The organism is Streptomyces sp. NPDC097640 (genome assembly GCF_040302705.1).
In the GTDB taxonomy this organism is placed as follows: Bacteria; Actinomycetota; Actinomycetes; order Streptomycetales; family Streptomycetaceae; genus Streptomyces.
Genome location: NZ_JBEOSB010000042.1, coordinates 36,584 through 63,427, shown reverse-complemented (window position 1 = coordinate 63,427; position 26,844 = coordinate 36,584). Strand labels below are relative to the sequence as shown.

Here is a 26,844-nt window from a genome sequence, read left to right as displayed (position 1 = left end):
GCCGGCGACGTACTCCTGACGAATGACGTACACCTGACGAATACTGTCGTAAACGACAAACACGGGAGGGCCGCCCATGCCGCGTTACGCAAGCCCGGGATCCGAGGGCTCGATCGTCAGCTACCAACCGCGCTACGACCACTGGATCGGCGGCGAATACGTGCCGCCCCAGCGGGGCCGGTACTTCGAGAACCCGACCCCGGTCAACGGACAGACCTTCACCGAGATCGCCCGGGGCACCGCCGAGGACGTCGAGCGGGCCCTGGACGCCGCCCACGCCGCGGCCCCCGCCTGGGGCCGTACCTCGCCCGCCGAGCGCGCCTCGGTGCTGCTGAGGATCGCCGACCGCATGGAGGAGAATCTCGAGGCGCTGGCGGTCGCCGAGACCTGGGAGAACGGCAAGCCGGTGCGCGAGACGCTGGCCGCCGACATCCCGCTGGCCATCGACCACTTCCGCTACTTCGCGGGGGCCATCCGGGCCCAGGAGGGCAGCCTCTCGCAGCTCGACGACGACACCGTCGCGTACCACTTCCACGAGCCGCTGGGCGTGGTCGCCCAGATCATCCCGTGGAACTTCCCGATCCTCATGGCGACGTGGAAGCTCGCCCCGGCGCTGGCCGCAGGCAACGCGGTGGTCCTCAAGCCCGCCGAGCAGACCCCGGCCTCCATCCACCTGTGGCTGAGCCTGGTCGCCGATCTGCTGCCGCCGGGCGTGCTCAACATCGTCAACGGCTTCGGCGTGGAGGCCGGAAAGCCGCTGGCCTCCAGCGCCCGCGTGGCCAAGGTCGCCTTCACCGGCGAGACGACCACCGGGCGGCTGATCATGCAGTACGCGAGCGAGCACCTGAAGCCGGTGACGCTGGAGCTCGGCGGCAAGAGCCCGAACATCTTCTTCGACGACGTCTCGGCCGCCGACGACGACTTCCTGGACAAGGCCCTGGAAGGGTTCACCATGTTCGCCCTCAACCAGGGCGAGGTGTGCACCTGTCCCTCGCGCGCCCTGGTCCAGCAGGGCCACTACCGGGACTTCATGGACGCGGCCGTGGCCCGTACGGAGAAGATCACCCAGGGCCATCCGCTGGACACCGACACCATGCTGGGCGCGCAGGCCTCCAACGACCAGCTGGAGAAGATCCTGTCCTACCTGGACATCGGCCGGCAGGAGGGCGCCCGGGTGCTGACCGGCGGCGACCGCGCCGACCTGGGCGGCGAGCTGTCGGGCGGCTACTACGTCCAGCCCACGGTGTTCGAGGGCACCAACCAGATGCGGGTCTTCCAGGAGGAGATCTTCGGCCCGGTGGTGGCCGTGACCCCGTTCGGCGACTTCGACGACGCGATCGGGATCGCCAACGACACGCTGTACGGGCTGGGCGCGGGCGTATGGACCCGCGACGGCACGACCGCCTACCGCGCCGGGCGCGCCATCCAGGCGGGCCGGGTGTGGACCAACTGCTACCACGCCTACCCGGCGCACGCGGCGTTCGGCGGCTACAAGCAGTCCGGCATCGGCCGTGAGACTCACAAGATGATGCTGGATCACTATCAGCAGACGAAGAACCTGCTGGTGAGCTACTCCCCCAAGAAGCTCGGATTCTTCTGATGGCCGAGGCCGAGGCCGAGGTGTCCCGGGTCGCGCTGACCCCGGCCGCGGCGGAGCTGATCCGGCGGCTGACCGAGGCGCACGGACCGCTGATGTTCCATCAGTCGGGCGGCTGCTGCGACGGCAGCGCGCCGATGTGCTACCCGCTGGGCGAGTTCCGTACGGGCGCGGCGGATGTGCTGCTGGGGTCGCTGACGGTGGAGGGCGTCGCGGAGCCGGTCGGGTTCTGGATGTCGGCCGACCAGTTCGAGCGGTGGCGGCATACGCATCTGACGGTGGATGTGGTGCCGGGCCGGGGCAGCGGCTTCTCCCTGGAGGCGCCGGAGGGCGTCCGCTTCCTGATCCGCTCCCGGCTGCTGGACGCGCCGGGGTGAGACCGTGCGCCCGCGGCGGGGGCCCGTACAAGCCCCCGCCGCGGGCGCTGGCGCCGCGTCAGCTCGCGTCGGCGAGGGCGAGGGTGTGAAGGCGCTCCGGCGGGCCGGGGCGGGCGTAGTACCAGCCCTGGGCGGTGTCACAGCCCAGGCCGCGCAGACACTCGGCCTGCACCGCGGTCTCCACGCCCTCCACCGTCACCGCCAGGTCGAGGGTGTGGGCGAGTGAGACGATCCCCTCCACGATCTTGACGTCGACGGGGTCGATCGGGGCCCGCTGCATCCCCCGGGTGAAGGAGCGGTCGAGCTTGAGGGTGGAGACCGGCAGCCGACGCAGATACGAGAGGTTGGAGTAGCCGGTGCCGAAGTCGTCCAGGGCGATGTCCACGCCCAGGTCGGCGAGTTGGCGCAGCGGGCGCAGCGCGTCCTCGTCCACGCCGATCAGGTCGTTCTCCGTCACCTCCAGGCACAGCGCGCTCGGGCACAGCCCCGCGCTCTCCAGGACGGCCACGGTGTCGGAGACCAGGCTGGGGTGGCTCAGCTGGCAGGGCGAGAGGTTGACGTTGACCCGCAGCGGGTCCGTGTCGTCCTCGGCGGCGTCCTGCCAGTCGCGGGCCTGCCGGGCGGCCTGCTCCAGCACCCAGCGGCCCAGCGGGACGATCAGCCCGGTGTCCTCGGCGAGCGGGATGAACTGGTCGGGGCCGAGGACGCCGTGCTTGGGGTGGAGCCAGCGGACGAGCGCCTCGGCGCCGCGCACGGTGCCGTCGGCCAGCCGCACCAGGGGCTGGTACTCGATGAAGAACTCGCCCCGCTCCAGGGCGGCGGGCAGGCCGTTGGTCAGGCTGTGCCGCGCGATGACCCGGGCGTTGGAGTCGGCGTCGGCGAGTTCGTAGCGGTTGCCGCCGGCCGCCTTGGCCCGGTACATCGTGATGTCCGCGCTGCGCAGCACCTCCGCCCGGCCGATCTCGCCGGCCGGCCCGTCCACGACGCCGATGCTGGCCCGTACCAGCAGCTCGCGGCCGTCGACGCGGACCGGCTCCTCGAGGGCGGCGAGCATCCGGCGGGCCAGGGCGGTGCCGTCCTGCTGTGCGGTGGGGCCGGTGACCAGGGCGAGGAACTCGTCGCCGCCCACGCGCGCGATCAGCTCGTCGGGGGAGGCGGCGCAGTCCTGGAGGCGGTCGGCGACGGCCTTGAGCAGCCGGTCGCCCGCGATGTGTCCGAGGCTGTCGTTGACCGACTTGAAGCCGTCCAGGTCCAGGTAGCAGACGCCGAAGCGCTCGGCACCGGCCTCGCCGGCCAGCACCTTGTCCAGGCGCTCCAGGAACAGGGTGCGGTTGGGCAGCCCGGTCAGCTCGTCATGCGTGGCCTCGTAGCGCAGCCGCTCGCGCAGCAGCCGGTGCTCGGTGACGTCCTCGGCGAGGGTGAGCTGGTACTGCGGGGCGCCGGCGGAGTCGCGGAGCAGGGTGACCGTCAGATTGGTCCACAGCACGCTGCCGTCGTCGCGGTAGTGGGGCTTCTCGATGCGGAAGTGGTCGCGCCGGCCGGTCACCAGCTCGCGGTAGGTCTCGTGGACTCCGGGCGCGTCGTCGGGGTGGACGAACTCGTTGACGTTGCGGCCGGGGCGGAAGAAGTCCATGCCGCCGAACATCCGGGCCATGGCGTCGTTCACGACCAGGATCTCGCCGTCCAGGCCGCAGATGCCGACGCCGATGACCGCACCCTCGAACACCGCCTGGAACTTGGCCTCGCTGGCGTGCAGCGCCTTCTCGGCCGCGGTGCGGGCGGCCTCCGCGGCGCGCGAGACGGCCTCGTGCTGATCGCGCTCGCGCTCTCTGAGCTCGCGGACGAAGCCGGCGGCGAGGGCGTGCTGGAGCCGGGTGCAGCGGGCCCGTGCCTCGTCCTCGGCGATGGGTTCGGCCATGGGCCCGGCCGTGGCCGCGGCGGGCGGGCAGTAGGGCACCAGATGGCTGTCGATGGCGCCCAGGATCGCCGGGAGCGCCTCGGGCTCGGTGCACTGCACGTCCACCAGCGCGGCCCCGACCTCGTACGCCGGCGCGGTGTCGAAGGGCTCGGAGCGGAGCGCCGCGCTCAGCCGGGCGGCCAGCGGCACCAGGCGCTCCTCGAACTCGGCCGGGGTCATGGCCGTCGCCGTCACCGGGTGGACGGCGCGGCTCCAGACCTCCGCGAACCGCCTGACCCGGGCCTCCTCGGCCGCCGCACTCTCCGCCGTGCTCTCCTCAGGTCTCGGCCCGCCGCCCGGCCCGGAAGTCATATCGCGGGCCTCGCCGCGGCGCGGCCGCCATGAGCCGCCGCGTCCTCGCCTGCGCCGTCGTCGCCCTTCGGCCGCCAGTACACGTCCTGCACTTCCTCGCCCTCTTCCGGCTTCCGGGGCCGCCCTCGGGGTCGTCCGCGTCCTCGGGGAAGTGGAGCATGACGAATAGCGGCAGGGCAACCCGCTGCTGAGCCGAGATTACTGATCGGCCGTCCGATGCGGAGCGGGAAGTGGAAATCACTAGTCCACTTCTCGGTCTTTTTCGGCGCCAGGAACGGAAAAGCCGGGAGAACCCGGGCAATTATCCGGGCGCGCTAAGGTATGACGGACGCCAGCGACGACGGCAACCGCGCCTTCAGATCATTCCACTCGCCTTCGCTGACATGGCGTTCAAGGGCTTGCAGAACGGTGCGCACCAATTGCTCGGTGTCACCTTCGATCGCGTACGGGAAGTCCGCGCGGACCCGTCTCAAGAATTCCTCGCTGTTCATCTTCACCGGTGTGTGCGCGGGCCGCCACCCGTCGTAGTACACGCCCCGCAGCAGGGTCGGGAGCTGCGCGCCGAACTGCACGGCCTCGTCGACCGGGAGCCGGTCCCGCAGATGGTGCAGCACCGCGCGCAGCGCCGCGTACGACTGCTTGCGGCGCTCCTTGGGCCAGCCGTACGCCTCTTCGATCTCTTTCAGAAGCCGATTCGCCTTGTCGACCATGGTGTCGAACGAGGAAAAGCCTGTGGCAACCATCTTGTCGTCCTTCCGCGTCCGCCCGCCGACGCGGCGGAACACACCCGAAGGGGGCGGTCCCGCCGCGGGACAGAGCCTCCTTCGGCGGGTCAGCCGCCCCTGCTCTCGCCGACCTCGGTGATTTCGATGTGGCGGGGCTTGGTGGTCTCCGCCTTGGGGACGCCGATCGTCAACACGCCGTCGGACATGCTCGCCTTGACGCCTTCGGTGTTCACTTCGCCCGGCAGCCGCATCCGGTACTCGAAGCTGCCGGTGCGACGCGTGCTGCGGCGCAGAACGCCCTTGCTCTCCCGCTCCTTGATCTCTCCCGAGACGCCCAGTTCCTGCCCGCTCACCTCGACGTCGACGTCCCTGCGGCTGACGCCCGGCAGCTCGATCTGGACGTGATAGGCGTCGTCGGTCTCGGACACATCGGCGGAGGGCGTCCAGGCCGCCAGACCGGCGCCCGGTACCGCGCCGCCGACCGTGGATTCGAGGAGCCCGCCCATCTGGTTGAGCAGCTCGTCGAACTCGGCCAGGGGGCTGCGTGCCCAGCCGCGCTGGCGCTCCATCGCGCCCTCGTTTCGTGTTCTCCGGACGGGCATGCTCATCGCCCACCACCTCCGTCCTGTCGGTGATCCGCGGATGCGTTGTCCCCTGTCCAGGATGGGCAGCCGGAGGGCCGCCCGCACCTCGGATCATGGCCGGGGCGGGGCGGGGCGGGGCGTGAGCGGGTCGGGGAAGGACCGGAGGGAAGGGGCAGGGCGGCACCCGGGGGCCGGGCGCCGCCCGTGCGCTCAGCGGATGCCCAGCTCCCGCAGGACGCGGCACTGACTCGCGGTCGGCTTGGCCGGGAAGTACAGGTAGCACACGCCGCCGGTGCCGGAGGCCACCTTGCCCTGGGCGTTGTACCGCTTGGTGCGCAGCCAGATGTTCTCGAACTGTACAAGGATAGGCCTGGGGGCCTGCCTCCTCGTCATCGAGGGCGAGTCACACGGCCCTCACCTGCCGAGATTCTGTGAGACGGATGGAGACAGTTGGGGATGAGTGGCGCCACATTTACCTCCCCCAGCACTCCCCAGCGGCCCAATTCTCCCCACCCACTCCCCAGATCGGCGAGCCTCCGAAGCCCGTCTACGACCAGCGCTCGACCTGCGGGCCACGAGGAAGCCGAACCAGCCCGACCGTCTACAGTTCAGCTACCCCAATGCCTACGCTTCGCCGGAGCCGAGCCGGCCTGGCTGGTATTCGCGGCCGTGCTTGTCGGCGTCTCGGCGTCCCTCCTCCTCGAGTTGAAGGATGCACTGCTCGCAGGCGCGAAGTTCGTAGCAGTCGCCGATCGGAGTGTCTAGCTCGCAGAACCTGGCAGTGAGCGCGCCAGTTTGGGCGCAGCGGAAGCAGTCGCCGATGGCCCACTCGTACAGAGCGAGGATCTCTCGCCGGTCCATGACCGTCTCCTGGAGGCGTAGCTGTGTCACGTCGTCTCCCCCTGGTCAACGCGGCTGCCGCCACGCGGTTGTTCACTTGTTCGAGTGAACGTATGTGCGATTTTTGGGACTGCGAGTCTAACCCTGCACCCCGATCCGAGGCCGCAGGGCGGGTATTGACCTGTCTCCGCAACCTCCACCTGACTGCATCGCACCCGCTACAGCGAGAACGGACGGCCTGCCGAGACTGCCGATTTGGCCCTCCCTGCGGATCGGTGGCGGGTGCGTCTGTAGCCCTGAGCAGGGCTGGGCAACAGGAGCGTTCATGCCAGTCGCTCCTGCGCTTCTGGCGGCTTAGTCAAGCGGGCACGGTGGCCACAGGGAAGGGGTGTGCGTGTAGATATATGCACGCTCCACGGATCCGTCACGCTTCGTCTATGCACTGGCCAGAGGTTCACCTAGCAGGCAGGCGAACAGCCCCACAGCTCGACGCCGTTGACGGCACCGAGGCGCCGGGAGGTGTAGAGGCGCATCCCGCACAGGGCGCAGGCGTAGCCGGCGCGCTGGTCGGGGGTGAGCCGACCCGGGTCCGGGAGCTCACGGATCTCAGCCCAGACATAGCCGTCCGCCACCTCGTGACCGCACCGGTCGGCGTCGGCGAGGGTCGTGAGGATGCCGTGCCGGGCGGGCTCGGTCAACTTGGCGGGGAGGTCGACCTCGATGCGGGTCCTCAGGCCGTCCATGGTGATGCGGGGCGTGCCGTTGAGGGCGACGGCCAGCCGTGTGGCGATGGATTCTGTCCTGGGGGTTCGGTGGGGCCGCGGCCCGGTCCTAGGCTCGTGCATGTCTGCCTGCTCTCTCCAGGTGGGCCATGCCCCCGGGCCGGTCGCACGGCCTCGGGGGTCCAGATCCTGTCACCTAGCATGCCGTAGTACGCCTGGTACGCCATATCTCGCCTGATCAGGCATGGCATGCCAAGTTGGCCAGGTGATCGACTTTGCGCCTGATGTGCCGCGGTGGCGGCAGGTCGCCGACGTGCTCCGCAAGCGCATCAGCGACGGCACCTACCCGCCCCGGACGCGCGTCCCCTCCGTCCTGCAGATTCAGCAGGAGTTCGGGATCGCCGCCGCTACCGCCCAGAAGGTGCTGCGGGCGCTCCGCGAGGAGGGGCTGACGTACACGGAGCCGGGTCTTGGGAGCTTCGTCTCTAAAACGGCCGGACAGGACTGATTGTCACTGGCTGCCCGTAGCCTTGTTCGCATGCCCAAGATGCCCCTGCCTCCGGATGCCGTGCGCGCTGTCGACGCGGCGAATGAGGCGATCCGGCGGTTCATGGAGGAGCGGGCCGGGCGGCCACTGTTTGAGGCTGAGCGGGCAGAGTATGCGCGGTTGGTGGTGGCGTGGACCGTGGCCCAGCGGGGCGGGCTAGCGGGGGCCACCTGACGCGCCACCGCCCCGCCGGATCGACGGGGCGGTGCTCCGAGTAGCTGCGCAGCCCACGCAGTAGATCGGATAGATGACTCCAGGGTACGTGGGGGCACCGACAACGCCGCAGCACGGAAATGCCCCTCGCCGACGGGGGATGCAGCGAGGGGCACGTCCAGTGTGGCACGCAATTAGCATCGAAGTGCCCGATCTGGGCGACAGACGTCGCATATATCTACAAGTGGAGTCCTGAGCATCTCTGCGGCCTCGGTGGTGGTGATGCGGGTGTGGCTGGACCGGGCCTGCCAGCAGTCGCGGCGGTGGAGTCGGCGGCTGGGGTCCTCCTCGTTGTACTGATGGAGCCGCTCGAGCACCCACTGCCTGCCCGCGACCGAACCATCTGTCGGCAGCGCCGAGTAGTCCTCGCCGGGGATGGGGGTGATGTCGTCGGCGGGGACGCTGATGGGGGTGGGGGCGCCCATGGTCTTGGTGGTGCCGTCGGCTGCTTCGTGTCGAGCGGGGAGGATGGCCTCCGCCTCGTACCACCAGCGGCCGTCCTTCGACCGGTAGCGGGCGGTGACGATCACGTCTAGGGCCTGGCCGTCCGGGAAGACCGCTCTGGCCCACGGCCCGGCCTTTGACCGCCACTCCTCCTCCGCATCCATGATTCGGATTCTAGTTCGAATACCTGGATGGGTGCTGACCAGGGGCGAGCCGCACCCACGCGATCTACGGTCGAGGCATGCGGGCCATCTGGAGCGGCACCATCTCCTTCGGGCTCGTGGCCCTGCCCTGCCAGCTCTACACCGCCACCGAGGAACACGGCCCCGGGCTCCACACCGTGCACGCCGCCTGCGGAGGGCGCATCCGCCACCGCCGCGTCTGCGAACTCGAGAACATCGAAGTCCAGCAGGACCAGATCGCCCGAGCATGGGAAGCTCCCGACGGCCGACAGGTCATCCTCCGCGACACCGACTTCGACGCCCTGCCGCTGCCCACCAAACGGGTAATCGAGGTGCTGGGATTCGTCGGCGTCAGCGAGGTCGACCCCATCCTCTACTCCCGGCCCTACTGGATCGGGGCCTCCGGCGCCGGCGCCCAGCGGCCCTACGCGCTACTCGTGGAAGCCCTCGCCCGCACCGACCGGGTCGCCATCTGCAAGGTTGCGATCCGGAGCAGGGAGCCGCTCGCGACGATCCGGCCGCGGCACGGCATGCTCCTGCTTCAGAGCCTTCTGTGGCCGGAGGAGATGCGCGACCCAGGTGACCTCTCCTCCCCCGCCCCGCTCACTGAGCGCGAGCTGGAGATGGCCGAGGTGCTCATGGACGCGCTCGCCGGCGTCGACATCGACCAGCTCCACGACGAGTACACCGCGGCGCTCAACAGCCTGGTGGACGCGAAAGCCAGCGGCGCGGAGCTCACCGTGAGACCCGAGCCGGCGCCCGCGGTCGACCTGATGGCCGCCCTCGAAGCATCCGTACAGGCGGCCAAGCGGGCCAGGGAAGGCGGCGACGAAGGGCAGCCCTGACAGCACAGCGCCCCGCCTCAAGGGGAGACGGGGCGCTGTAGCGGCTCAGGTCAGCACATCTTGTAGTCGTAGCGCGTGCTGTTGTACGAGCAGGAGTCCCGGACTGCGCCGGACGGCTTCCGTAGCGTCGCGGTGTCCTTGTCGTTGTTCCACACGTAGGAGCCGCGCCCCCAGTAGACGTGCCCCGGGCTCTGGGTGCCCTTGCCAGTGTGGACCTTCACCGTCTTCCCCGCACTGATCTTGTAGGAGGGGAAGGTGTAGGTGTAGCCAGTGTTGTCGCGGAGCGTGTAGCCCTTGAGCTGCACGGCGCTGCTCGTCGAGTTCTTGATCTGCACATACTCGCCGTTGAGGCTCGAGTTGGAGCGGTTATCGCTCCCAGGGCTGTCGTAATAGACCTTGTACAGGTGGATCGAGCCGGCGGCCTGCGCCTCGGTGGGCAGCAGGGCGACGCTGGCGGAAGCCGCCGCAGCGACTGCGGCAGCGAGCATGCGGGTACGAAGCAAGATTCGTCCTCATGATCAGGCCGGGCACCCCCCTTGGTCCCGGCGAGGACGATCACACTACGGGCGGAAGGCGAGGTACCGGTCGCCGTTACCGATCCGGGACCGAAGGTACGAGGCGTTCGAAAGCGACCGACAACACGGCGCCCCCTGCCGAGGCGAGGGGGCGAAGGAGAGGGCCCGCCCGGCTTGAGCCGGTGGACCGGGTGACGCTGTTTCCAGCGGCAGACGGGCGGGCGTTCCGCTCAGCGTGCCATGTGCTTTGACCGCGAGCGCTACCTCCGGCGTTGCCCACCCGTAGGGGTGCTGATGACCCTCACGCCCGGGACGGGCCGGCGAAGTTCGCGCCGTTCGGCCACGGACTCCTTGTACAGCTCGTGCGCCTCCTCGATGGCCTCCTCTTCGGACTCGGGGTCCCCTCCGTACCAGACTTTCCCGGTGCCCATGAGGCTCCATACCTCGACGCCCCAGCACTCGATGACGTTGCCGTCTTCGTCATCGCGTTCGTAGGAGATGGTCCCGATCTTCTCCTCAAGCTCGTACAGGTCGTAGCACCCTGGTTGATCGATCGGCCGAATATCCAAGGCCATCGCGGCACCTCCTCGGTCCGGCCCTCCCGTGGGGAGGCCGGGAGGGACGAAGCCGTCAGCATGCGCCCGAATCGGCGCCGCAGACAAGGGGTTGGGCGCTAGCCGCTTCGGGTGAAGTAGCGCATAACGTCGGGTGAAGCGCACGTCCGCAAACGAACGTCTGTGAGACGTCGGAGGCGAACTGGCCCGTACTGCAGGGACGTTGTTACATAACCCGTGTCCGCTTCTATGTAACGCTCTACCCCGTTCGCGATACAATCGAGCATGCGAATCGGCTACGGACGCGTCTCGACCACAGACCAACATCCCGAAGCTCAGCGCGACGCCCTCGAAGGCGCCGACTGCGATCAGATTTTCATCGACAAGCTGAGCGGCAAGCTCGCCTCACGTCCCGAACTCGACAAGGCGCTCGTCGCCCTACGCGAGGGCGACCACCTCGTCATCACCAAGCTGGACCGCCTCGGCCGGTCCCTGCGTAACCTCATGGACCTCTCCGACCTGTTCCGGGAACGAGGGGTAGCCCTCGAAGTTCTGGACCAGGGCATCGACACCAGCACGCCAGTCGGCGAGATGTTCTTCCATATCCTCGGCGCCATCGCCCAGTTCGAGCACTCCCTCATGGTCGAGCGAACCAAGCAGGGCCTCGAAGCCGCTCGTGCCCGCGGCCGGACCGGCGGCCAGAAGCCAAAACTCAAGGCCCGCCAGATCAAGCTCGCCCAGGAGATGTACGACGAGCTCGGCAGCGACGGGAAGCGCAGGTACACCGTCCAGCAGATCGCCGACGAGTTCGGCGTCAGCCGACCGACCATCTACCGCCACCTGGAGCGCGCGTGACCTCGCGCCCCGGTTCAGCCAGCCTGAAGAGGGCCAGTGAAGAGGTGCAGCGCCGCGACGCAGTCGAGCGTGAATGGCTGGGCGCGACGGCACAGGGGCGCCCCACCTTCGCCGAGGCGGAGCTCCTTGACCGCCAGGGGATCCCGTCCTGTCACGTCTGGCAGGTCCCCAGCCGAGAGGTGCCGCGCCACCTGTCCGCCGCGAGCGCCCTCCGTCGGTGGCAGGCCGGCGCGTGCGCCATGTGCAGCGCACGGCCTGAACGCCTGCTCGTCGACCACTGCCACCGAACTGGACTCATTCGCGGCCTTCTGTGCACCAGCTGCAACACCGCGGAGGGCCTGCAGAGTGCGCCGTCGTTCGTCGCCTACCGAGAACGGCCGCCAGCCGTGATGCTCGGGGTCGAGGAGATGTACGGCTCTCCCTGGGGCGAGGTGATCGCTCCGTCCGATGCGTCACCCGAGGAAAGGGCCGAGCGCAACGCGGCGCACGTGGACGCGGCCGAGGCTGTGTTCGCCAGCGTCGTACCGAAGTTCCGAAACGCGTAGCCACCCGCGACCGCGGGTGGGTCCGCCGCACCACCAACACAGAGGAGGGACCGTGACGCAGCCCGCAGAGCCTGAGCCAACCCTGGATGCCTTGTGCGCCCGAACTGAAGCGGACGACATGCTGGACCGCCTCATCGAGGCGCACGATCGCACCGTGGCCGACCTGAACCAGGTGCTCGACGTCGAAGCCGGGCTCGCCGAGATCCTGAACCACAACAACGGCAACAAGGAGAAGTGACCATGGGCTACGCCCACTACGAGGTCATCCGCAACGGCGAGAGGATCGAAGCCGGGTACGCCGTCGAGGCCATGTGCGACCGCCCCGACTGCACGGCCAAGGTCTGGCGCGGGCTCGATGCCCTCTGCGGCCAGACGCCGGGCGGGGACGAGTTCGGCTGCGGCGGGTACTTCTGCGACGCCGACCTGTACCTCGCCCCCGAAGGACAGAACGGCTACCGCTGCTTCCTCTGCCGCGACCGAGCTACGGACCCACTGGCCGACTCCCCCGACGCGATGACCGTCATCTTCGACCACGCCTGAGCGTCCGCACCATCAACCGAGAGGGGAGATCGTGAATCACCAGGCCGAAGTTGACGCCGCCATCAAAGCCAAGCTCACCGCCGACTACAACCGCGAGCTCGGCGACCTGCATGCCGCGCTGCTGGAATTCGCAAAGTCTGTCGGATGGCACGTCACCAGCCGCCGCAGCAGGAACACCGTCCTGATGGACATCGCCTCCGCTGGCTGGACCGTCGCCGTCAGCTTGTCCTACCACGAGGGCCGCTACCCGGCCGGGCCGGCCGCTGTCACCGTCGCGGACATCTCCAGCGGCGTCACCGCCTCCTTCGACGGCATCCCGACCCCCGGCGCCCTGACGAGTCTGATCGCTGGCTGGCTGGAGGACCGAGTCTCCTCTTAGCGTGACCGCACACAGCACGCCGCCCCGCCTGAGGTAAGCAGGCGGGGCGGCGCCGTGTCAGGCTACCTGGTCAGCGGGCGAGGACCACCGTCAGTTCCTCGTCCGGGCAGCCGGCGGCCAGCTCGGCCAGGGTCTCGGACTCGCGGGCATCGACGCTGAGCCCCCAGCGGGTCTTCACCACCGTCCACTCGGTCCCGTACCGGCAGTGGGCGGCGCCGTCCGACGGCAGCCACGTGCTCGGGTCCTGGTCGGCTTTCTGCCTATTCTCCCGTGCCGTCACCGCGACCAGCGAGCGCTCGTCGTCGAGGTCGTTGGCGTATGCCTGCCGCTCCCCCGCCGACCAGGCCGAGGCGCCGCTGTCCCAGGCTTCGGCCAGCGGGACCATGTGGTCGATGTCGAGTGCGCGGGCTTCGGTCTGGTCCTTGTTGTCGTAGTAGCTGTGCCATTTGCCGCCGGTGATGGTGCAGCGTGGGCCGACCGTCGGCGGCTCGACCGCCTCGGCGATCAACACCTCCGCCCTCGTGTTGCACTGATCTCCATCCTCGTCGATCCAGTGGCGGAACTTGCTTCGCTCGTAGCCGTCCCGGTTCTCGTCCGCGACGGGCAGATCGGCGATCGCCTGCCGCAGAGTCGTGTGCACCACCTCGCCCGGATCCGCTGCTGCGGACGGCGCCGAGCCAGCCAGAGCCGCCGCTGCCGCGATGCCGATCGCCAGGGTCTTCAGCTTTCCCATGCCGCTCCTCCATGTAGGGGCCGACACAGTCGTATCCGGGGCAGGGAGACTGGCGGTCGAGAACCGCGGGAAGATCACTCAAGGGTAGGAAGCCGGTCGATCGCCGCCCCGACTTCGCGCACCTCATCACAAGTCGGCCACCAATCACGCACGCTCCCTTCACTCTCCAGCCGGTACGGCTACGGTCATCCCGCACGCACCAGCCAAGGGGGGACATCTCATGCGCAGACGCGCCATCGCCGCGCTCATCCTGGCAGCCAGCCTGCCGCACACGGCGAAGCGCCCCGCCTCCTGGAGGAAGGCGGGGCGTTCTCACGGCGTCTCGGCGGTCATGGTGTCGTAGTTCGGCGGCGGAGGCGGCTCTGGGCTGGGTTCGGGCTGCGGCTCCACCACACCCATGTCCACCAGTGTGTCCATGTCCGCTGCGGTCGTGTCCGGGATCGGCACGGCCGGCTGCGGGGCAGGCTGCTGTTCCTGGGTCGGCATCGTTGCTCCTAGGGGTATTGGCGGCGCTGCGGATCGAGGCCCAGGCTCAGCAGGCCGGAGGGTGAGGACGGCTCGGGCGCGGGCTGGTTCGACTGGCACGTGTAGTGGGTGGAGCCATCGCCGTCCGGGGTGCACTCGTAGGTGACGCCCTGCGGGTCGGTGAAAGTCCAGCCGGACGGTGGTGGGCCCTGCTCGCCGCGAGGCCCGGTGTCCCCCGCCGTTCCCTTCCCGCCTTGCGGTCCTTGGGGTCCGGCTGGCCCGGGTTCTCCCTGCGGGCCGGCTGCTCCGGGCTGACCGTCGGCTCCGGCAACGCCTGGTGCACCGGTCGCGCCGGCGGGTCCTGGCTTGCCTGTCGCGTCTTTGCCGTTCTTGCCGTTCTCCCCCGGTGGGCCGGTGGTCCCTGGTTCCCCAGGCGCCCCTTGGGGGCCGCGGGGTCCGACGACTGACTGGCCCGCCTCGCCACGGGAGCCTGGAGGTCCGGCGACAGGCTGCTCCCCCAGTTGCTGCACTTGGCGGGCGAGAGCATCGCGCGCGTCGTTGGCGTTACGGAGATCGCTGGCGAGGCTCTGCATAGTGATGACCAGCCACGCGAGCCCTGCCAGCGCCAGTACTACAAGGCCGGCGAACACTGCGTCCGCTGTGGTACCGCGTTGCCGCCGCGGCGTCTTCTGGTGTCGATTCACGCTCCCGCCCCCCGAGCGTTGAGATACACCGTGAGCAGCAGAAGCAGCACGGGGGCGATCAGTGCGGTGAAGATGAGGCGGCGATCCGCAGCCCGCCGGTCCGCAAGGCGTTGAGCCTCTTCGCGTCGGGTCCTTGCTTCCGACTCGCGTGCTTCTTCGATGCCCTTCACTCGCTCGAGCAGCAGCTTCTGTGCTTCGTCGCGGGCCTGCTGCTCCAGCTGGTAGCGCTCCATGCTGACTTTGCTATCAAGCCGCTGGCCGAGTTCTCGGAAGTCCTCCTTGAGGTCTTGGCGGACGTCCTCGAGGCGACGAACCACCTCGCCGAGAGTCGGCTCATCAGGCATGTGCGGCTCCGGTCAGAGCGGGCGCGGTGCCGCCGGGTCCTTGCCTGCGGGGAGCCATGCCGCGGAGGCGTTGTTCCCTAGGAGGCTGCCGGCAGCGGACTTCACGACGGCGAGAGCAGCCGGGAGTGCCGCGATGGCTGCGGCCTTCGCGGTGGAGATGTCGACGAGGTCGGTTACGCCGGAGGCGAGGAGGAGGCCGAGGAAGGTCTCCACGTAGGTGAGGATCGTGCGCTCGGCGAGGTCGTACAGGAATCTGGGCATGATGGTCCGTTCATGTTGGGCGCCTGCTTGGCGTCGGAATTTGGTACGGCTCCCGGAGTCGGGAAGCCGTAGTGTCAGGCGACGACGTTGAAGCCGTGCCGCTTACCGAGGCGTTCGAGGGTGGTGCGGCCGGGGATGCCGTCAGCGTCGCTGCCGCTGTAGCCGCATCGGTGTTGCCAGGCTGCGTATGCCGTCTTGGTTGCGGTGCCGAAGTGCCCGTCCGCGAGGCTCTTACTGAGGAGCCCCTCGGCAACAAGGGCGTTCTCCACCGTCCTGACCCCCGCATAGGACACGGGCGTGCCCGACTTTGGCGGATCGGTGTGGGCAGCGGCCACGAGGCGGGACAGGTCCACGGTGGGCTTGCTCGGGGCAGGCTTGGACGGGGTGGGCGCCGGCTTGGAGGATCCGCCGGGCCGGGGTGCGCCTCGCTTGACCCAGTCGTACAGGGGGCCGCCGGGGCAGGCGGTGGGGTATCCGTCGCAGTGGCCCTTGATCTCGGTTCCGGCGCCGTGGTTTCGGAGGAGTTCGATGCCGTCGCGGATCGCGCCGAGCATGGCGTCGGTGGGCTTGGTCAGGCCACTGGAGCCGACGAGTCCGACGATGGCGTAGTGGGCCTGGTTCAGCGGCTGGTTACCGTTGGCGCCGGTGCGCTTGCCGATGCCCCGGCCTTCGAGGAGATAGCCGTGCGGGCAGGCCGCGTAGTTGTAGGCGACGTCGGAGTAGTTCTCCTTCTTGTTCGCCAGGTGGGATGCGCGGATGTCCTTCCACTCGCGGATGCACGCGGCGTGGTCGTCGAGGAGTCTGGTCGAGACGGGTGTGCCTTCGTAGTGGACTTTGACGCCCTTGGTGCTGGCCTGGTTGGGGGCGGCCGATGCGGGCCAGCCGAGCTGGGCGCGGGTGACGAGCTTCATGTGGTGCCCTCCTGAAGGCATAGAAAAACCGCCCTCAGGGGCGGCGGCTGGTGCTGTAGTGCAGCTCAGAGGCTGTAGAAGACGCCGTTGAATCCGATCCACGGAGGTTTGCTGGTGCCGTCGGCCCCGGTGCCCGTGCCGTAGATCTTCAGGTGGCCGTCGGGTTGGGCGTCCAGCTTCAGAGTGATGCGGATGCTGGACACGTCCGAGCAAGGGATGACGACTGTGCGGAGGCTCCCTGGTCGTGCGGAAGACGGGAGCGGGGTCGAGGTGACGATGCCGCCATTGGCGATGTTGCTGCCGCTGTAAGTCGCGTTGACGGCGCCCTGAAGCATGAGGGTGGGCTCCCCGAAGAGGTTGACCACCCTGTACTGGAAGTTGCCGTTGCTGTTTCCGTTGTGTGTGAAGCCGCTGGTCAGGGGCACGTTCGTCCACGCACTGGTGCCCGAGCCGATGACGGTCCATGCGCTGCCGTCGTACCAGGTGAGCAATTTCTCGGTGGACAGGGCCGCCACCATCCCCGCCACCGGGGACGACAGGGCTGCGTTGCGGGCCGAAGCCGACGAGAACCGCATCACCGAACGCCCTGCCAGGGCGTCAACGATGTTAAACGCAAGCGTCTGCGCGTTCGGGGCGTCCGTGAGCGCGGCTATCTGGATGCCCTGGCTGTAGGCGTCCGTTGTGGGCAACGCTCCTCCTACATGGCTTCCTGGGCGACGCTGAACCTCGTGGCTCCGCTGGTCACCACTCCGGGCAGGCCCTCCAGGTAGGTGCGGATCAGGGCCACGAGTTCGCCCTCGTCGATCTCGACGCCGCTCTCCAGGATCTGGAGCGAGATTCCGGCGGAACTTTCACCGTCTCCGGTGCGGCAGCCGATACTGATGTAGGGGTAGTCCACTGGTTCTCCTCAAGCCGATTCGTATTGGAAGGCGACGCGCAGTTGGTCGCCGGAGGCAAACGTCCCGGATGGGCTGGCGGCCGTGGCGGAGCAGCGGACCAGTTCGCCGTTGGCGGCCGCGGTGGGCATGTAGACGCCAATCTTGTTGGTGTCGCTGGAAGAGATGATGCCCTGGCCCGCCCATCGGTGCGAGGGGGATCCGGCGGTGAGGACCTGTACCGAACTCACCGTGATCAGCCCTGCCACGTTGGTTGGCAGCTGCCAAAAGTAGTTGCTGGTGCCCAGCGTCGTGCTGCTGCCGATGGTCATGCTGATGGAGCCCTGTACGAGGCTGCCATTTCTCCAGTAGCGGCCGGACAGGTTGCCGTTGCCGATGCTCGGGTTCGTTCCTGTCGAGGTCCACGTGGGCGTGTAGGTGAGGAATGCCTGCTCGCCTGCTCCGGCTGTGCGGCCGAGGCAGATCCAGTTTCCGTTGCCGGACTGCGCGATCACGACTCGGTCGCCGACAGCACGGTTCTGGTAGGAGTCGAGGCAGCGGGCCGTGATGACCCCGCAGTCCACGGTGCCCGAGCCGACGGCGGTGACCGTGGCGGTCTGCCAGTCGGAGCCGCGCACCGTCGGCTCGGCCGCGCCGGCGGTGACGGCTTGGAGGCGGATGGCATCGGCGAGGTCGGCAGCAGAAGCAAGGGCGGTCACGCGTCCTCCTTTGCCGAGATGGTCTCGAGGGTGAAGCCCCCGCTGGAATCGAGCGGCACCGTGAACGACTGGATCTGGTGGAGTTCCTTGGTCCAGTCCGGGTAGAGGACGCGGATGACGTCGCCAGGCTCCAGGGCCGGGTTCGGCAGGCTGGTGATGTCGGCGCTGGCGTTGGGTGCCTTGGCCGCCCTGAGCTTGAGCGTGGCGGCCGAGGTGCAGGCGTTGACGCTGGTCAGGGTGGCTGAGCTGTAGAAAGTCGGCCGGTGCCCGAAGGGGCCGTCCCAGTAGGTCGGGGACGTGGGGTCGTCGTCCACCACCAGCGCGGAGACAGGCGGGGTATCTGCCTCCGTGTTCTCCCCTCGCGCCAGGACACCGTTGTAGACGCCGTCCAACGACATGCCGCGGTTGGCGGAGATGTACGCGCCGCCCTCCCCTGCGCTCACCGTCCACACCGGGGGCACGGCGAGCAGGTCGGGCAGCTCGGAGACGATGAACACGCCATCCGGGTCGCAGTACACCTCGGCGCCGATCGCGGCTGCGCATTCGGCGACGGCTGCCCACCGGTCGCCTTCGGTGTCGTAGGTGCGGGGCCCGATCGTGGCGTCGGTGGCCCGAGTGACGACCATGGCCGCCGGGAGTGACGCCTGAATGAGGCTGGTCACCGCGCCGACCGCCGTGCCGCTGACCTTGGTGGGGGCAGTGAACTTGTCGTCCGCGACCACGGCCTCGAGGCTCTTGCCGCTGATGGTGACTGGCCCTTCGTCGGCATCCCCAGACACCTGGTCGATGCGGAACAGGCCGACCGGCACGAGCTCCCGCGAGCCGTCCGCGTGCTCCACGCCGCAACTGATCCGCAACTGGGCACCGTACACAGAAAGCTTGTCGGCGGCCGTGCGCGGAATTAGGCCGGTATCAGAGACGGTCACGGAGCAGGTGCGACGGGTCACCTGCCCCCGGTCCACCGTGACACTACCCCCGACGTGGGGCAACGTCTCCACCTGGCCGTTGGCGAGGAACAACACCACCTCGGTCGCGATGTTGTGCGACTCGACCAGACGGGCCAGGAAGCGAGTGGATACGGGGTACATCTCACCCCCCGATCCTGCGGTCGAACAGCACGTCCTCCCACGTCGCGTAGGCGTTGAGAACGTCCTGCCACGTGGCGAACTGGGTGAGGATGTCCTGCCAGGTGCGGCCCGCCGAGCCGGCGACACCAGTCGTGGTCGGCATATCGACCTGCCGCAGCGGCAGGGTCCATGCCCGCCACGGCTCGGGGGCGTATCCGGTGACCCGTGCTTCGGTGATCTGGCCGACACTGGCGTACATGTCGGTGACGCCCATACCGGGCACGGCCTGCCACAAGAGCACGTTGCCGGAGTCGAGGAGCCAGTGAAGGCCGTCCCGCTCGTCGTCGGAGCGGGTCCAGATCTGCAGGTCGCCCTCGAGGCCCCCGCGTACATCCGAGAGGACCACCGAGTTGCGGCGTCCACGCACTCTCATCTCCGCCTGCTCGATCGGACGCTGCCAGTCCGGCGCCTTGGCTACCAGCACTTTGAGGTTCCGCTGTGGTTGACCGGGATCCTTCAACCAGCACTCGTTGGCGTCGCCGGGGTTCAGTGTCACAGTGTCGGTGCCCCGGTAGCCGGGCATCTGGGAGCCGACCGCCAGCGTCTCCACGTAGTAGCTGACTAGCACCCCGAGGGGTGCCTCGTAGTCCTCGACGATGACCTCATCGGCCGTGATCGGTGTCTGAAGGTACAGCCCCGACGGGCCCCGGACCAAGGTTCGGGAACCGTCCGAGAGCACCCGATAGATGGTGAGGAGCTGCCCCGCGGTGAGTTCGCGCAAAGTGAGCGTGATGCTCGCGGTGTCGTCGTGGGCCTCAACGCCGTTGATAGGCCGAGCGAGCCAAGCGCCCACCATGTCGACGATCCACGAGCTGTTGGTGCTGGTGGCAGACAGCGTGTACTCGATCGCCACCTGTGTTGCGCCCGTCGGGATGCTGAAGTCGTTGCTCAGCGACCACCAGCCCGGCGACGGAGCCGTAATCGGCGCGCTGGTTGAGACACCGAGGTCAGTGTTCGCGGCGTCATACCAGCGGACTCCGCGAGTCACCGTCCAGCCACCCGCAGCGATCTGCGTCACCACCTTCGTCCGCAGGTTCTGGCCCGCCGCGGCTCCGGCCGGGAGCGGGAATCGCGTGGATCGCATGACGCTGGTGGTAAGCGCAGTCGATGCGATGGCACCTGCATAGGAGCCGTCGAATGCATAGGCGCCCCACGGGCTCGACCTGGCGATCGTTGCCGCGCCGGACACGACCGTCCAGCCAGCAACGCCCTGCTCAAAACTGGCGTCGGCGTAGGGGATGGCGCTGTCCGCGTACAGCACGGGTGCAGTACTGGCGACCACCCAGTCGGCCCTGAGTACCTGGCCGGCGGTGGCGCCATCGATACCGGCAGCGATGGAGCAGGATGCGGTGCCCGCTGGGGCCACGGCGGAGGCTCGTTGCCGGTACCAGGCGGTGCCTGGGGCGGCGAGAACGCCGCGCGTGGCCTGGATCTGGGTGCCGCCGGAGTCGTAGAACCGCAGTTCCACCCACGTCGTGGACGCCGCGGTGGGCGGGTTGAGGTAGGCATGGGCCACGTATTCGACGCCCGGTGTGGCGTCGGGACGGTCTGTGGACCGCATGCTGGCGTTGCCGTTGGCCGTGGCCGTCATGGCGATGACGTGGCCGCCCGCCCAGTAGTTGGTGACTGCCCACGACACGGGTGGCGCCTGGCGGGCAATTGTGCAGTTGGCCTCGGCAAACCAGCCGCTGGCGTCGACCTCGGCCGACTCGGTATTCCACGCGAACAGGTTGCCTGTCGTGGTCTGGGGGAAGCCCAGGTAGAAGTTTTCGTAGTACTGGGTGGCGCCGGGCGCGGCTGGTGTGGAGGACACCACTACCTGGGCTCGTGCTGCGTCGGCGGGCGCTTCCCCGCCGACCGCGATCCGGTGCCAAGACGATGAGGCCGGCGACGTGGTCATCGACCACGTGACGCTGATCTCGGCGTTGCTGCTGTTTAGCCAGCGGATGCCGATCCGCTCCCCCACGGTGCCAGCCGCGTCGCAGAATGCCTCGTACTCGGTCCATGGGGTGACGGCGTAGGAGGAGACAGTGATGGCCTGCATCTCTCCGGCCGCGGCGCTCTTCACTGCGAGGCATCCGTCGCCGTTCCGTCCGCCGCTGCCTAGGGAGATCGTTGCGTTGAGCTTGGCTTTCCAGCCCGAAGTGTTCGGGTCGATGGACTCGGTCACCGAGCTGAGGAAGTTGCCGGGGCTCGCCATGCTCACCCCCGTCTGTTGGCTCGCAGTGTGGAGATGAGCTGCTGGTCCCGCTGGTTCATGACGCCGCGGACCTTGCCCATGAACTCGCCGCTGTCGAGGTACAGATCGCCCTCGAACGTGCCACCGCCGGCACCCGGCTCGACCGCCAGCCGCATCAGCGCGTTTGCCTGCGCCGACGTGAACACCGGCTCTGGCCTGCCGGTGCCGTTGTAGGCGAGGTTGAGGCCCGGCTGGAGGTAGCCGCCACTGTCGTAGCCGCCAGCCCTGTTGTACGCCCGCGGCAGGCTGCCGTAGGCCGCCAACGCATACCGCATCGATGAGTAGATGTTAGCGAGCGGGTCCACCGAGGTTCCGTAGAGGAACGGGCCCTTGTGCCTGTACTTGCCCGCGTAGGCGCGGAAGGTGGAGTTACCGGTCAGCATGACTTGGCCGTCTTGTTCCATGGTCCAAGTCCCAAGCTCGGTCTCCACACACCACACGTCCTGCTCGCCGAGGTCCTTCGCCTCGTTGAACATCGAGGGCGCGACGTGCGGGCCACACAGCCCGATGTTGGCCGCTGGCCTGTGCTTCTCGCTGTAGCGCGTGAACTTGGAGACTGATGGACGGAACCCTTCAAGGTAGACCGCGAGCTTGATCGCGTCTTGGAGGTCGCCATCGCACTGGGTAATACGGACAAACTCCCGCCAGTTCTTCCCGGCGGTCGTCTGGCGATTCCCTTCGGCGTCGATCATGGAGTCCAGCCACGCTGCTCGCTGTTCCGCCGACAGGCTGAGAACGAAGTCCTCCGGTTTCACCTCCGTGATCCGCGAACGGGTGATCAGCTCGGTCGCGTAGGCGCGACGCAGCTTGAACTCGTAGGCGGTCTGCCGACGCTCACCCCGCTCGCGGGAGTACTCGCCGTGCGGGACGTCCGCCAACAAGGCCCGGAGCTTGACTACCTGTTCCGGCTTGGACTGGTAGATCGCAGCGTCGTAGGACCCAGAAGCGTTCTGGAAGAAGTGCCCGTCCCCCTGCAACCACGCGATGATGCGCACATCATTCAAGGTCAGTTCGGGACCTGGACCTGTCTCCGCCGGAGCCGCGACCCGGAGCCTGTGACCACTACCGAGGTCATCTGTGCGGATGAACTCGCCCACGTAGTACCTGCCCGGCTTCTGGCGACCGACGTTATGCGCCTTCTTCATGTGCACCTGGTATCCGCGCGGGCTTGCCAGTTCGCGCCCACATTCGGGGCAAGCGGTGTCTCGCGGCACCGGGATCTTTCGGACGCTTTCGGACCACCAGCGGTGCTCCGCCGTGACGTCCGCGTGCCAGCTCTTGTTGCCTATACGGCGCACGGACGCGTTGGAGAAGTGCACGACTCGCCGGATCTCAGTCCATTCGTTCTTGCCCGTCTCCGGATTGAAGCCAAGAGTCTCGTCGCCGACACGGACCTCATCATGTGTCAGCCAGCCGCGCCGAGTAAGGATCTTCGTGGAAAGTGGGACGCATCCGATTACCTGCATGAGGCCAACACTAGGATGTCCAGCCTTCCAGTTGGAGTCCCACTTGTTGACGATCGTCGGGTTGCCGCCGGACTCCTGGTTCATACGCCTCAGCGTGATCCCCAGGTAGGAGGACGGCTGGTGTAGTTCGCTGAGCGCCTGAAGAACCTGCGGCGTCCAACGCTGGACACCCTTGCCTGCTTTGCCAATGAACTTCAGCAGCCCATTGGCGTCACGCGTGAACCAGCCGCTAACCGAGTCTTTGATGATCTTCTTGAGGTTGCCGATGACCATCTTCGGCAGGCCGATCGCGGCCTTGCCCCAGGAAGTCTTGCTCAGCCACTTCGCGCCGTCCATGAACGGCTTGATCATGTTCCCGAACGACTTCAACGGGTTCTTGAGGAACGACGCCGCCGAGCCGATGATGCCGCCCTTCGCAAGCATCTGCGTCCCTGCGGCCTGATGCAGGGCGAGCGCCCGCGACCGATACTTCGGGTCCGTCGGGATGACGAACTCGGGATACCGCGGGTTGCCCTCGCCCACGATCGCCGTGGGCTGGCTATAGATGCCGGGCTGCGGGCCACGGAGGGTGCCGCCTTGGGCGAGCAAGTCCACCTTGCCGAGCTTTGGCACGCCGGGGATCCACCCGGTGATTTTGCCCCAGACCTTGACGATGCCCTTGTTCCAAACATGATCCAGCACCCAGTTGATGGGGCTCTTAGTCGCGTCCTTGATCTTGTCCCAGGCGGTCTTGATCGCCTTGCGAGCCGAGTCGAAGGCACCAGCGACTTTGCCGACCGCATCCTTGATCGCATTGAACACCGGCCGGATACCGGTCCGCCATGCGACACCGATCGCCGTGCTGATCGCGTTGAACACTGGCTTGATCACCTTGTCGCCCAGCCAGCGTGCCACATCGGCGATGCCGTGGAAGGCCGGCGACAGAGCTTTATGCCACAGCCACCTGCCCGCGTCGCCGACCGTATGGAACGAGCCGCTGATCAGGGCAAAGGCAGGCTTGATGGCGTTCTTGTACAGCCAGCCAGCCACCGCCGAGATCCCGTGGAACGCGGGGACGATCACTTCCTTCCATAGCCAGGTGACGACCGTGGCGATGAGCTGGAACGCCAGATACAGCGGGGTGATCAGAACGGTGAGAACGCCAGCGATGAGGATTCCAGCCACGAGCGCGATGCCCTTGAATGCGGGGAGGATGATGTTCTGCCATAGCCAGACGGCCTTGTCCCCCACCCACTGGATCGCGCCCCAGATCGCCGTGAATGTGGGCAGCAGGACAACCGTCCACGCCGTCATGAAGGCAGTCGAGATCCCGGACCAGACTGCCTTGACGATGTCGCGGAACCACTTGAAATGGTCCCAGGCGTACTTGATGGCCACCACCAGGCCAATCAGGCCGAGGATCAGCCAGCCCAGCGGCGTGATGGACATCGCCAAGCTCAGCAACTTGAAAGCGATGTACGCGCCGTACAGGCCCTGGATCAGCCACGGCAAGTTCTCGGCGACATACACCACGCCATCGGCGAGCGTGCCGAAGACCGTCAGGATCGGCCCAGACAACGGCTGCAACGCGCGGGCTACCTCGAAGAACGCCCGCCCGATCTTGCCGAGGGTCTCCGCGACCAGGGGCCCGTGTTCGGACGAGTAGGACAGGAACCGCTCGAACTCCGGGCTCCCCTTGAGCGACCTTCCCCAATTGGCGAACCGCCCCGTGATCCGCTGCATACGGCCCGAGATCGAGTCCATATGCGGCAGGAAGGCGTCGACGATGCCAACCATGCCCTTGAAGATGTTGCCGAACGCCACGCCCAAGCCGACGATCGCGGGCTTCATCGACGTCGCGAGGTCGGCCTTGAACTCCTTCCACCAGGGCTTCTTGAACCCGGCTGAGGCCCGGTCCTGCAACTCCTTCACGCCATCGGCCGCGGCCAGGACCAGCGGTGTCAGCCCCGGCAGACTGTTCTTGATGCCCTCCAGCGCCCTGGTGAAGATGGGCATCACAGCAGGCTGGAGCGACTTGGACCACTTCGAGAACGCACCCTGCAGATCTATGAAAGCGTCGAAGGTGTCACGCGCCGCTGGCGTCAGCTTCGCCAGCTTCTCCTGGTACTTCTGCTGAGCCAGGGCAGCTTGGTCCACACCCCCGGCGGCCGAGATGGACGCCTGCTCGATCTGCCGCTGAGCACTCGCAATGCTGTCCGCCGCCGACTGCTGCGCAGCGGCCAACTGGTCCTGAGTACGAGCCACCGACCGGGCGCCGTCCTCCTGAACCCGCGTGACGTTCCGCTGAGCCTCGGCCAGCTTCTCCTGGGCGCTCGCGATGTCCCTGGTGTTCTGGATCTGCTGCCTCGCGGCGGCCTGCTGGGCTTTCGCCAACGCGGCCTGCTGGTCCTTCACCGCCTGCTGGGCCGCCGCCAGCCGCTCCTGGGCCGACTTGACCTGGTCGGAGCCCTCGACACCGGCCTTGTCCGACGCCGCCTTCTCGGCCGCCGTCCGCGACGTCTCGAGCCGCTGTTCCTTCAGCCGCTGAACCGCCTGGTCGTAGGCAAGCTGGGCGCGCTGCTGCTGAATGAGCGACGCGTTCGCCCCTGCCGCCTGGACCGCGTCCAGCCGTTTCCGGGCCTCCTGCACCGACAGCACCGCGTCACGCTCGCTCAGCTGCGAATCAGCGAGCCGGTTATTCAAGTCCTCCAGCTGCGCCGCAGCGTCACGGCGGGCCTGGGTCAGATCCTGCTGCGCCTGCCGGGCGGTGTCCTGCGCATCCGCGAGCGACCGCTCGGCCTGCTGCGCCTGCTCATTCGCACTGCGCATTCGGTCTGCGGCCTGCTGATAGGCGTCCGCCAGCGCATGCCGGGCCTGCCGTACCTGCATCGCCGCGTTCCGGTTGGCCTCGGCCGCAGACCGCACAGCGTCCTGCACGCCCTGCTCAGCCTGCGCAATCTGCCTCGCCGCGTTACGGTGAGCCGACGCCAAAGCCTGCTGGGCACCGGCCATCTGCAGGGCGCGAGACGCGCCCTGAGACGCCGCCTGGCCGCCCCGAAGCGACGCGTTGGTGGCCGCGTCCTGGGCCTGCTTCTGTGCCATCAAGACGCCGCCGATGGACACGAACGCTGGCACGGCCACCGCCGCCAAGGCGCCCACACCCACAGTTGCGGCCACAGCGGCCGATGCCACCGCACCCAGGGCTGCAACCAGTGCCGGGATCGCTGGGAGCACGGCGACACTGCCGAGCGCCACTGTCAACTGAAAGACCGCCGAGGTAGCACTACCCGCATCCACGTCGATCCGGGCCCGCCGACCGTCCAAGGCCGACACCATCGCCTGCACCTCGACCAGCCGAGCCACAGCCGCCGCCGCGTCCACCCTTACGGCCACATCCGCGTCCGACGCAGACAGGGCCTGGAGCCGGGCCTGAATACTTTCGATCTTGGCCCGAGCCGTAGCAGAGTCGATGTCGATGCCGATGCGCTGGTCCCGCAGCGCCGTCAACTGGGCTCGAAGGCTCGCAACCTCCGCCTCGGCAGGTGTCGTGTCCGCCCCGATGTTGATGTTCGGCAGTGCCGCCTCAGCTGCCTGCACCGCGGCCCGCAGCCGGGCACCGAAGGACCCGTCGGTTTCCAGGCGGATGCGGTGCGGGTCGGCTGTGAGCCGATTGATCTCCTCTCGCATGGCGGCGAGCTGTGCTCGCGCCGCTGCTGTGTCCGCTCGCAGCGACACATTGGGGTGCGCCGCGCCCAGTCGCCGCAGGCGCTCCTCAATGTCGGTGATCTCCGCCTGCGCGGCGGCCACGTCAACATCGATCCCTATCCGCTTCCCGGACAGAGTTTCCATGCGGGCGCGCAGGCGGGCCAGATCCGCGTCAACACCCGTCTCGTCGAGGCCGACGTTCGCCTTCGGCAGTGACCGGAAAGCGGCCTCCAGGCGGGCCTTCATCGACCGGGCGAAGGCGCCCCCCGTCTCATTACCCTGCCTCGTCGCCGACGGGCGCGCCGCCTGACCGCCGCGGGTAACGCCATCCCGGATGGCATCCCGCAGACTCGCCGTGATGCGGTTGGCGATCTGCTGCCCGATCTCCTCGCCGATACGGAGGCCGATGTCGCCGACCTGCCGCTGCATTGCCGAACCGAAACTCCGGCCCGCCGCCGAGCCAGCGTCCTCGCCGGCCCGGGTCGCGGCAGGCACCAGCCCCGCACGGAGCCGGCCGTATATCCCCTGAGTGTTGGGGATGACGTCGACCTCGACCGAACCGACACTGATCGCCACGGGAGCC

29 protein-coding genes and 1 pseudogene are annotated in these 26,844 nt (G+C 68.1%); 10 read left to right on the top strand and 20 right to left on the bottom strand.

Annotated features, from left to right (window positions below):
* Positions 1-76: 76 nt before the first annotated feature.
* Complete coding sequence (gene adh, locus ABTY62_RS43410) at positions 77-1,600, top strand: aldehyde dehydrogenase (protein ID WP_352134907.1); 1,524 nt, start codon at positions 77-79, stop codon at positions 1,598-1,600.
* Positions 1,600-1,974, top strand: coding sequence for a DUF779 domain-containing protein (locus ABTY62_RS43405; RefSeq protein ID WP_352134906.1), 375 nt, complete (start codon positions 1,600-1,602; stop codon positions 1,972-1,974). Before adh ends, ABTY62_RS43405 begins: the two co-directional genes overlap by 1 nt.
* A gap of 58 nt (positions 1,975-2,032) precedes the next feature.
* Here the strand turns inward: ABTY62_RS43405 and ABTY62_RS43400 are convergent, their stop codons facing one another.
* The 6 genes and pseudogenes from ABTY62_RS43400 to ABTY62_RS43375 all read right to left on the bottom strand — a co-directional run bounded on the left by ABTY62_RS43400 (position 2,033) and on the right by ABTY62_RS43375 (position 7,237).
* A complete protein-coding gene (locus ABTY62_RS43400) occupies positions 2,033-4,243 on the bottom strand; it encodes a putative bifunctional diguanylate cyclase/phosphodiesterase (protein ID WP_352134905.1) in 2,211 nt (736 codons plus the stop codon).
* A 314-nt stretch (positions 4,244-4,557) separates the two neighbouring features.
* Entirely contained in the window at positions 4,558-4,986 is a 429-nt protein-coding gene (locus tag ABTY62_RS43395; protein ID WP_352134925.1) for a DUF2267 domain-containing protein, read from the bottom strand.
* A gap of 89 nt (positions 4,987-5,075) precedes the next feature.
* Entirely contained in the window at positions 5,076-5,576 is a 501-nt protein-coding gene (locus tag ABTY62_RS43390) for an Hsp20/alpha crystallin family protein (RefSeq protein WP_352134904.1), read from the bottom strand.
* Positions 5,577-5,762: 186 nt separating this feature from the next.
* Positions 5,763-5,909, bottom strand: a pseudogene (locus ABTY62_RS43385) (peptidase C39 family protein); the annotation flags it as partial.
* A 267-nt stretch (positions 5,910-6,176) separates the two neighbouring features.
* Positions 6,177-6,443 (bottom strand): hypothetical protein, encoded by a 267-nt coding sequence (locus ABTY62_RS43380; RefSeq protein WP_352134903.1) that lies wholly within the window; start codon positions 6,441-6,443, stop codon positions 6,177-6,179.
* A 407-nt stretch (positions 6,444-6,850) separates the two neighbouring features.
* A complete protein-coding gene (locus ABTY62_RS43375; protein WP_352134902.1) occupies positions 6,851-7,237 on the bottom strand; it encodes a hypothetical protein in 387 nt (128 codons plus the stop codon).
* A 142-nt stretch (positions 7,238-7,379) separates the two neighbouring features.
* Here ABTY62_RS43375 and ABTY62_RS43370 point away from each other — a divergent pair, with 142 nt between their 5' ends.
* Both ABTY62_RS43370 and ABTY62_RS43365 read left to right on the top strand, forming a co-directional pair.
* The gene (locus ABTY62_RS43370) at positions 7,380-7,622 is read left to right on the top strand and encodes a GntR family transcriptional regulator (protein ID WP_352134901.1); all 243 of its coding nucleotides are present in this window, start codon (positions 7,380-7,382) and stop codon (positions 7,620-7,622) included.
* Between the two features lie 30 nt (positions 7,623-7,652).
* Positions 7,653-7,835: a hypothetical protein gene (locus tag ABTY62_RS43365; RefSeq protein WP_352134900.1), complete on the top strand. Its 183-nt coding sequence runs from the start codon at positions 7,653-7,655 to the stop codon at positions 7,833-7,835.
* Positions 7,836-8,008: 173 nt separating this feature from the next.
* On the opposite strand, the gene ABTY62_RS43360 is transcribed toward ABTY62_RS43365, so the two are convergent.
* Positions 8,009-8,482 carry a DUF6233 domain-containing protein gene (locus ABTY62_RS43360; protein WP_352134899.1) on the bottom strand — a complete coding sequence of 158 codons (474 nt, stop codon included), beginning with the start codon at positions 8,480-8,482 and terminating at the stop codon, positions 8,009-8,011.
* A gap of 77 nt (positions 8,483-8,559) precedes the next feature.
* Between ABTY62_RS43360 and ku the strand changes: the two genes are divergently transcribed.
* Positions 8,560-9,345: a non-homologous end joining protein Ku gene (gene ku / locus ABTY62_RS43355; protein WP_352134898.1), complete on the top strand. Its 786-nt coding sequence runs from the start codon at positions 8,560-8,562 to the stop codon at positions 9,343-9,345.
* Positions 9,346-9,395: 50 nt separating this feature from the next.
* Here ku and ABTY62_RS43350 read toward each other — a convergent pair whose 3' ends face one another.
* Positions 9,396-9,833 (bottom strand): lamin tail domain-containing protein, encoded by a 438-nt coding sequence (locus tag ABTY62_RS43350; RefSeq protein WP_352134897.1) that lies wholly within the window; start codon positions 9,831-9,833, stop codon positions 9,396-9,398.
* A 287-nt stretch (positions 9,834-10,120) separates the two neighbouring features.
* Positions 10,121-10,435, bottom strand: coding sequence for a hypothetical protein (locus ABTY62_RS43345; protein ID WP_352134896.1), 315 nt, complete (start codon positions 10,433-10,435; stop codon positions 10,121-10,123).
* 264 nt (positions 10,436-10,699) lie between these two features.
* Here ABTY62_RS43345 and ABTY62_RS43340 point away from each other — a divergent pair, with 264 nt between their 5' ends.
* From ABTY62_RS43340 to ABTY62_RS43320, 5 genes are read left to right on the top strand one after another with little or no spacing between them, the layout of a single operon-like run.
* Positions 10,700-11,269, top strand: coding sequence for a recombinase family protein (locus ABTY62_RS43340; RefSeq protein WP_352134895.1), 570 nt, complete (start codon positions 10,700-10,702; stop codon positions 11,267-11,269).
* Entirely contained in the window at positions 11,266-11,814 is a 549-nt protein-coding gene (locus ABTY62_RS43335; RefSeq protein WP_352134894.1) for an endonuclease domain-containing protein, read from the top strand. Before ABTY62_RS43340 ends, ABTY62_RS43335 begins: the two co-directional genes overlap by 4 nt.
* Before the next feature lie 52 nt (positions 11,815-11,866).
* Positions 11,867-12,052 carry a hypothetical protein gene (locus ABTY62_RS43330; protein WP_352134893.1) on the top strand — a complete coding sequence of 62 codons (186 nt, stop codon included), beginning with the start codon at positions 11,867-11,869 and terminating at the stop codon, positions 12,050-12,052.
* Positions 12,053-12,054: 2 nt separating this feature from the next.
* A complete protein-coding gene (locus ABTY62_RS43325) occupies positions 12,055-12,354 on the top strand; it encodes a hypothetical protein (protein ID WP_352134892.1) in 300 nt (99 codons plus the stop codon).
* A gap of 31 nt (positions 12,355-12,385) precedes the next feature.
* Positions 12,386-12,733: a hypothetical protein gene (locus tag ABTY62_RS43320; protein ID WP_352134891.1), complete on the top strand. Its 348-nt coding sequence runs from the start codon at positions 12,386-12,388 to the stop codon at positions 12,731-12,733.
* Between the two features lie 70 nt (positions 12,734-12,803).
* Here ABTY62_RS43320 and ABTY62_RS43315 read toward each other — a convergent pair whose 3' ends face one another.
* The 11 genes from ABTY62_RS43315 to ABTY62_RS43265 all read right to left on the bottom strand — a co-directional run bounded on the left by ABTY62_RS43315 (position 12,804) and on the right by ABTY62_RS43265 (position 26,837).
* Positions 12,804-13,466, bottom strand: coding sequence for an HNH endonuclease family protein (locus ABTY62_RS43315; RefSeq protein ID WP_352134890.1), 663 nt, complete (start codon positions 13,464-13,466; stop codon positions 12,804-12,806).
* A 312-nt stretch (positions 13,467-13,778) separates the two neighbouring features.
* A complete protein-coding gene (locus ABTY62_RS43310; RefSeq protein ID WP_352134889.1) occupies positions 13,779-13,952 on the bottom strand; it encodes a hypothetical protein in 174 nt (57 codons plus the stop codon).
* Positions 13,953-14,631: 679 nt separating this feature from the next.
* Complete coding sequence (locus tag ABTY62_RS43305; protein WP_352134888.1) at positions 14,632-14,979, bottom strand: hypothetical protein; 348 nt, start codon at positions 14,977-14,979, stop codon at positions 14,632-14,634.
* 12 nt (positions 14,980-14,991) lie between these two features.
* Entirely contained in the window at positions 14,992-15,240 is a 249-nt protein-coding gene (locus tag ABTY62_RS43300; RefSeq protein WP_352134887.1) for a holin, read from the bottom strand.
* A 74-nt stretch (positions 15,241-15,314) separates the two neighbouring features.
* Positions 15,315-16,151, bottom strand: a complete 837-nt coding sequence (locus tag ABTY62_RS43295; protein ID WP_352134886.1) for a peptidoglycan-binding protein — start codon at positions 16,149-16,151, stop codon at positions 15,315-15,317.
* 65 nt (positions 16,152-16,216) lie between these two features.
* Positions 16,217-16,840, bottom strand: coding sequence for a hypothetical protein (locus ABTY62_RS43290; protein WP_352134885.1), 624 nt, complete (start codon positions 16,838-16,840; stop codon positions 16,217-16,219).
* 8 nt (positions 16,841-16,848) lie between these two features.
* A complete protein-coding gene (locus ABTY62_RS43285; RefSeq protein WP_352134884.1) occupies positions 16,849-17,049 on the bottom strand; it encodes a hypothetical protein in 201 nt (66 codons plus the stop codon).
* A 9-nt stretch (positions 17,050-17,058) separates the two neighbouring features.
* Positions 17,059-17,745 carry a hypothetical protein gene (locus tag ABTY62_RS43280; RefSeq protein WP_352134883.1) on the bottom strand — a complete coding sequence of 229 codons (687 nt, stop codon included), beginning with the start codon at positions 17,743-17,745 and terminating at the stop codon, positions 17,059-17,061.
* Positions 17,742-18,833 carry a DUF5047 domain-containing protein gene (locus ABTY62_RS43275; RefSeq protein ID WP_352134882.1) on the bottom strand — a complete coding sequence of 364 codons (1,092 nt, stop codon included), beginning with the start codon at positions 18,831-18,833 and terminating at the stop codon, positions 17,742-17,744. The genes ABTY62_RS43280 and ABTY62_RS43275 overlap by 4 nt, the downstream gene beginning before the upstream one ends.
* A 1-nt stretch (position 18,834) precedes the next feature.
* Complete coding sequence (locus tag ABTY62_RS43270; protein ID WP_352134881.1) at positions 18,835-21,072, bottom strand: hypothetical protein; 2,238 nt, start codon at positions 21,070-21,072, stop codon at positions 18,835-18,837.
* Positions 21,073-21,074: 2 nt separating this feature from the next.
* Entirely contained in the window at positions 21,075-26,837 is a 5,763-nt protein-coding gene (locus ABTY62_RS43265; RefSeq protein WP_352134880.1) for a hypothetical protein, read from the bottom strand.
* Positions 26,838-26,844 lie beyond the last annotated feature (7 nt).

What these genes read in the sequence shown, in the direction of transcription:
- adh (WP_352134907.1), top strand. Translation starts at nt 77, where the DNA reads ATGCCGCGTTACGCAAGCCCGGGATCCGAGGGCTCGATCGTCAGCTAC.
- ABTY62_RS43405 (WP_352134906.1), top strand. Translation starts at nt 1,600, where the DNA reads ATGGCCGAGGCCGAGGCCGAGGTGTCCCGGGTCGCGCTGACCCCGGCC.
- ABTY62_RS43400 (WP_352134905.1), bottom strand. Translation starts at nt 4,243, where the DNA reads ATGACTTCCGGGCCGGGCGGCGGGCCGAGACCTGAGGAGAGCACGGCG.
- ABTY62_RS43395 (WP_352134925.1), bottom strand. Translation starts at nt 4,986, where the DNA reads ATGGTTGCCACAGGCTTTTCCTCGTTCGACACCATGGTCGACAAGGCG.
- ABTY62_RS43390 (WP_352134904.1), bottom strand. Translation starts at nt 5,576, where the DNA reads ATGAGCATGCCCGTCCGGAGAACACGAAACGAGGGCGCGATGGAGCGC.
- ABTY62_RS43375 (WP_352134902.1), bottom strand. Translation starts at nt 7,237, where the DNA reads ATGCACGAGCCTAGGACCGGGCCGCGGCCCCACCGAACCCCCAGGACA.
- ABTY62_RS43365 (WP_352134900.1), top strand. Translation starts at nt 7,653, where the DNA reads ATGCCCAAGATGCCCCTGCCTCCGGATGCCGTGCGCGCTGTCGACGCG.
- ABTY62_RS43360 (WP_352134899.1), bottom strand. Translation starts at nt 8,482, where the DNA reads ATGGATGCGGAGGAGGAGTGGCGGTCAAAGGCCGGGCCGTGGGCCAGA.
- ku (WP_352134898.1), top strand. Translation starts at nt 8,560, where the DNA reads ATGCGGGCCATCTGGAGCGGCACCATCTCCTTCGGGCTCGTGGCCCTG.
- ABTY62_RS43350 (WP_352134897.1), bottom strand. Translation starts at nt 9,833, where the DNA reads ATGCTCGCTGCCGCAGTCGCTGCGGCGGCTTCCGCCAGCGTCGCCCTG.
- ABTY62_RS43345 (WP_352134896.1), bottom strand. Translation starts at nt 10,435, where the DNA reads ATGGCCTTGGATATTCGGCCGATCGATCAACCAGGGTGCTACGACCTG.
- ABTY62_RS43340 (WP_352134895.1), top strand. Translation starts at nt 10,700, where the DNA reads ATGCGAATCGGCTACGGACGCGTCTCGACCACAGACCAACATCCCGAA.
- ABTY62_RS43325 (WP_352134892.1), top strand. Translation starts at nt 12,055, where the DNA reads ATGGGCTACGCCCACTACGAGGTCATCCGCAACGGCGAGAGGATCGAA.
- ABTY62_RS43315 (WP_352134890.1), bottom strand. Translation starts at nt 13,466, where the DNA reads ATGGGAAAGCTGAAGACCCTGGCGATCGGCATCGCGGCAGCGGCGGCT.
- ABTY62_RS43310 (WP_352134889.1), bottom strand. Translation starts at nt 13,952, where the DNA reads ATGCCGACCCAGGAACAGCAGCCTGCCCCGCAGCCGGCCGTGCCGATC.
- ABTY62_RS43305 (WP_352134888.1), bottom strand. Translation starts at nt 14,979, where the DNA reads ATGCCTGATGAGCCGACTCTCGGCGAGGTGGTTCGTCGCCTCGAGGAC.
- ABTY62_RS43300 (WP_352134887.1), bottom strand. Translation starts at nt 15,240, where the DNA reads ATGCCCAGATTCCTGTACGACCTCGCCGAGCGCACGATCCTCACCTAC.
- ABTY62_RS43295 (WP_352134886.1), bottom strand. Translation starts at nt 16,151, where the DNA reads ATGAAGCTCGTCACCCGCGCCCAGCTCGGCTGGCCCGCATCGGCCGCC.
- ABTY62_RS43275 (WP_352134882.1), bottom strand. Translation starts at nt 18,833, where the DNA reads ATGTACCCCGTATCCACTCGCTTCCTGGCCCGTCTGGTCGAGTCGCAC.
- ABTY62_RS43270 (WP_352134881.1), bottom strand. Translation starts at nt 21,072, where the DNA reads ATGGCGAGCCCCGGCAACTTCCTCAGCTCGGTGACCGAGTCCATCGAC.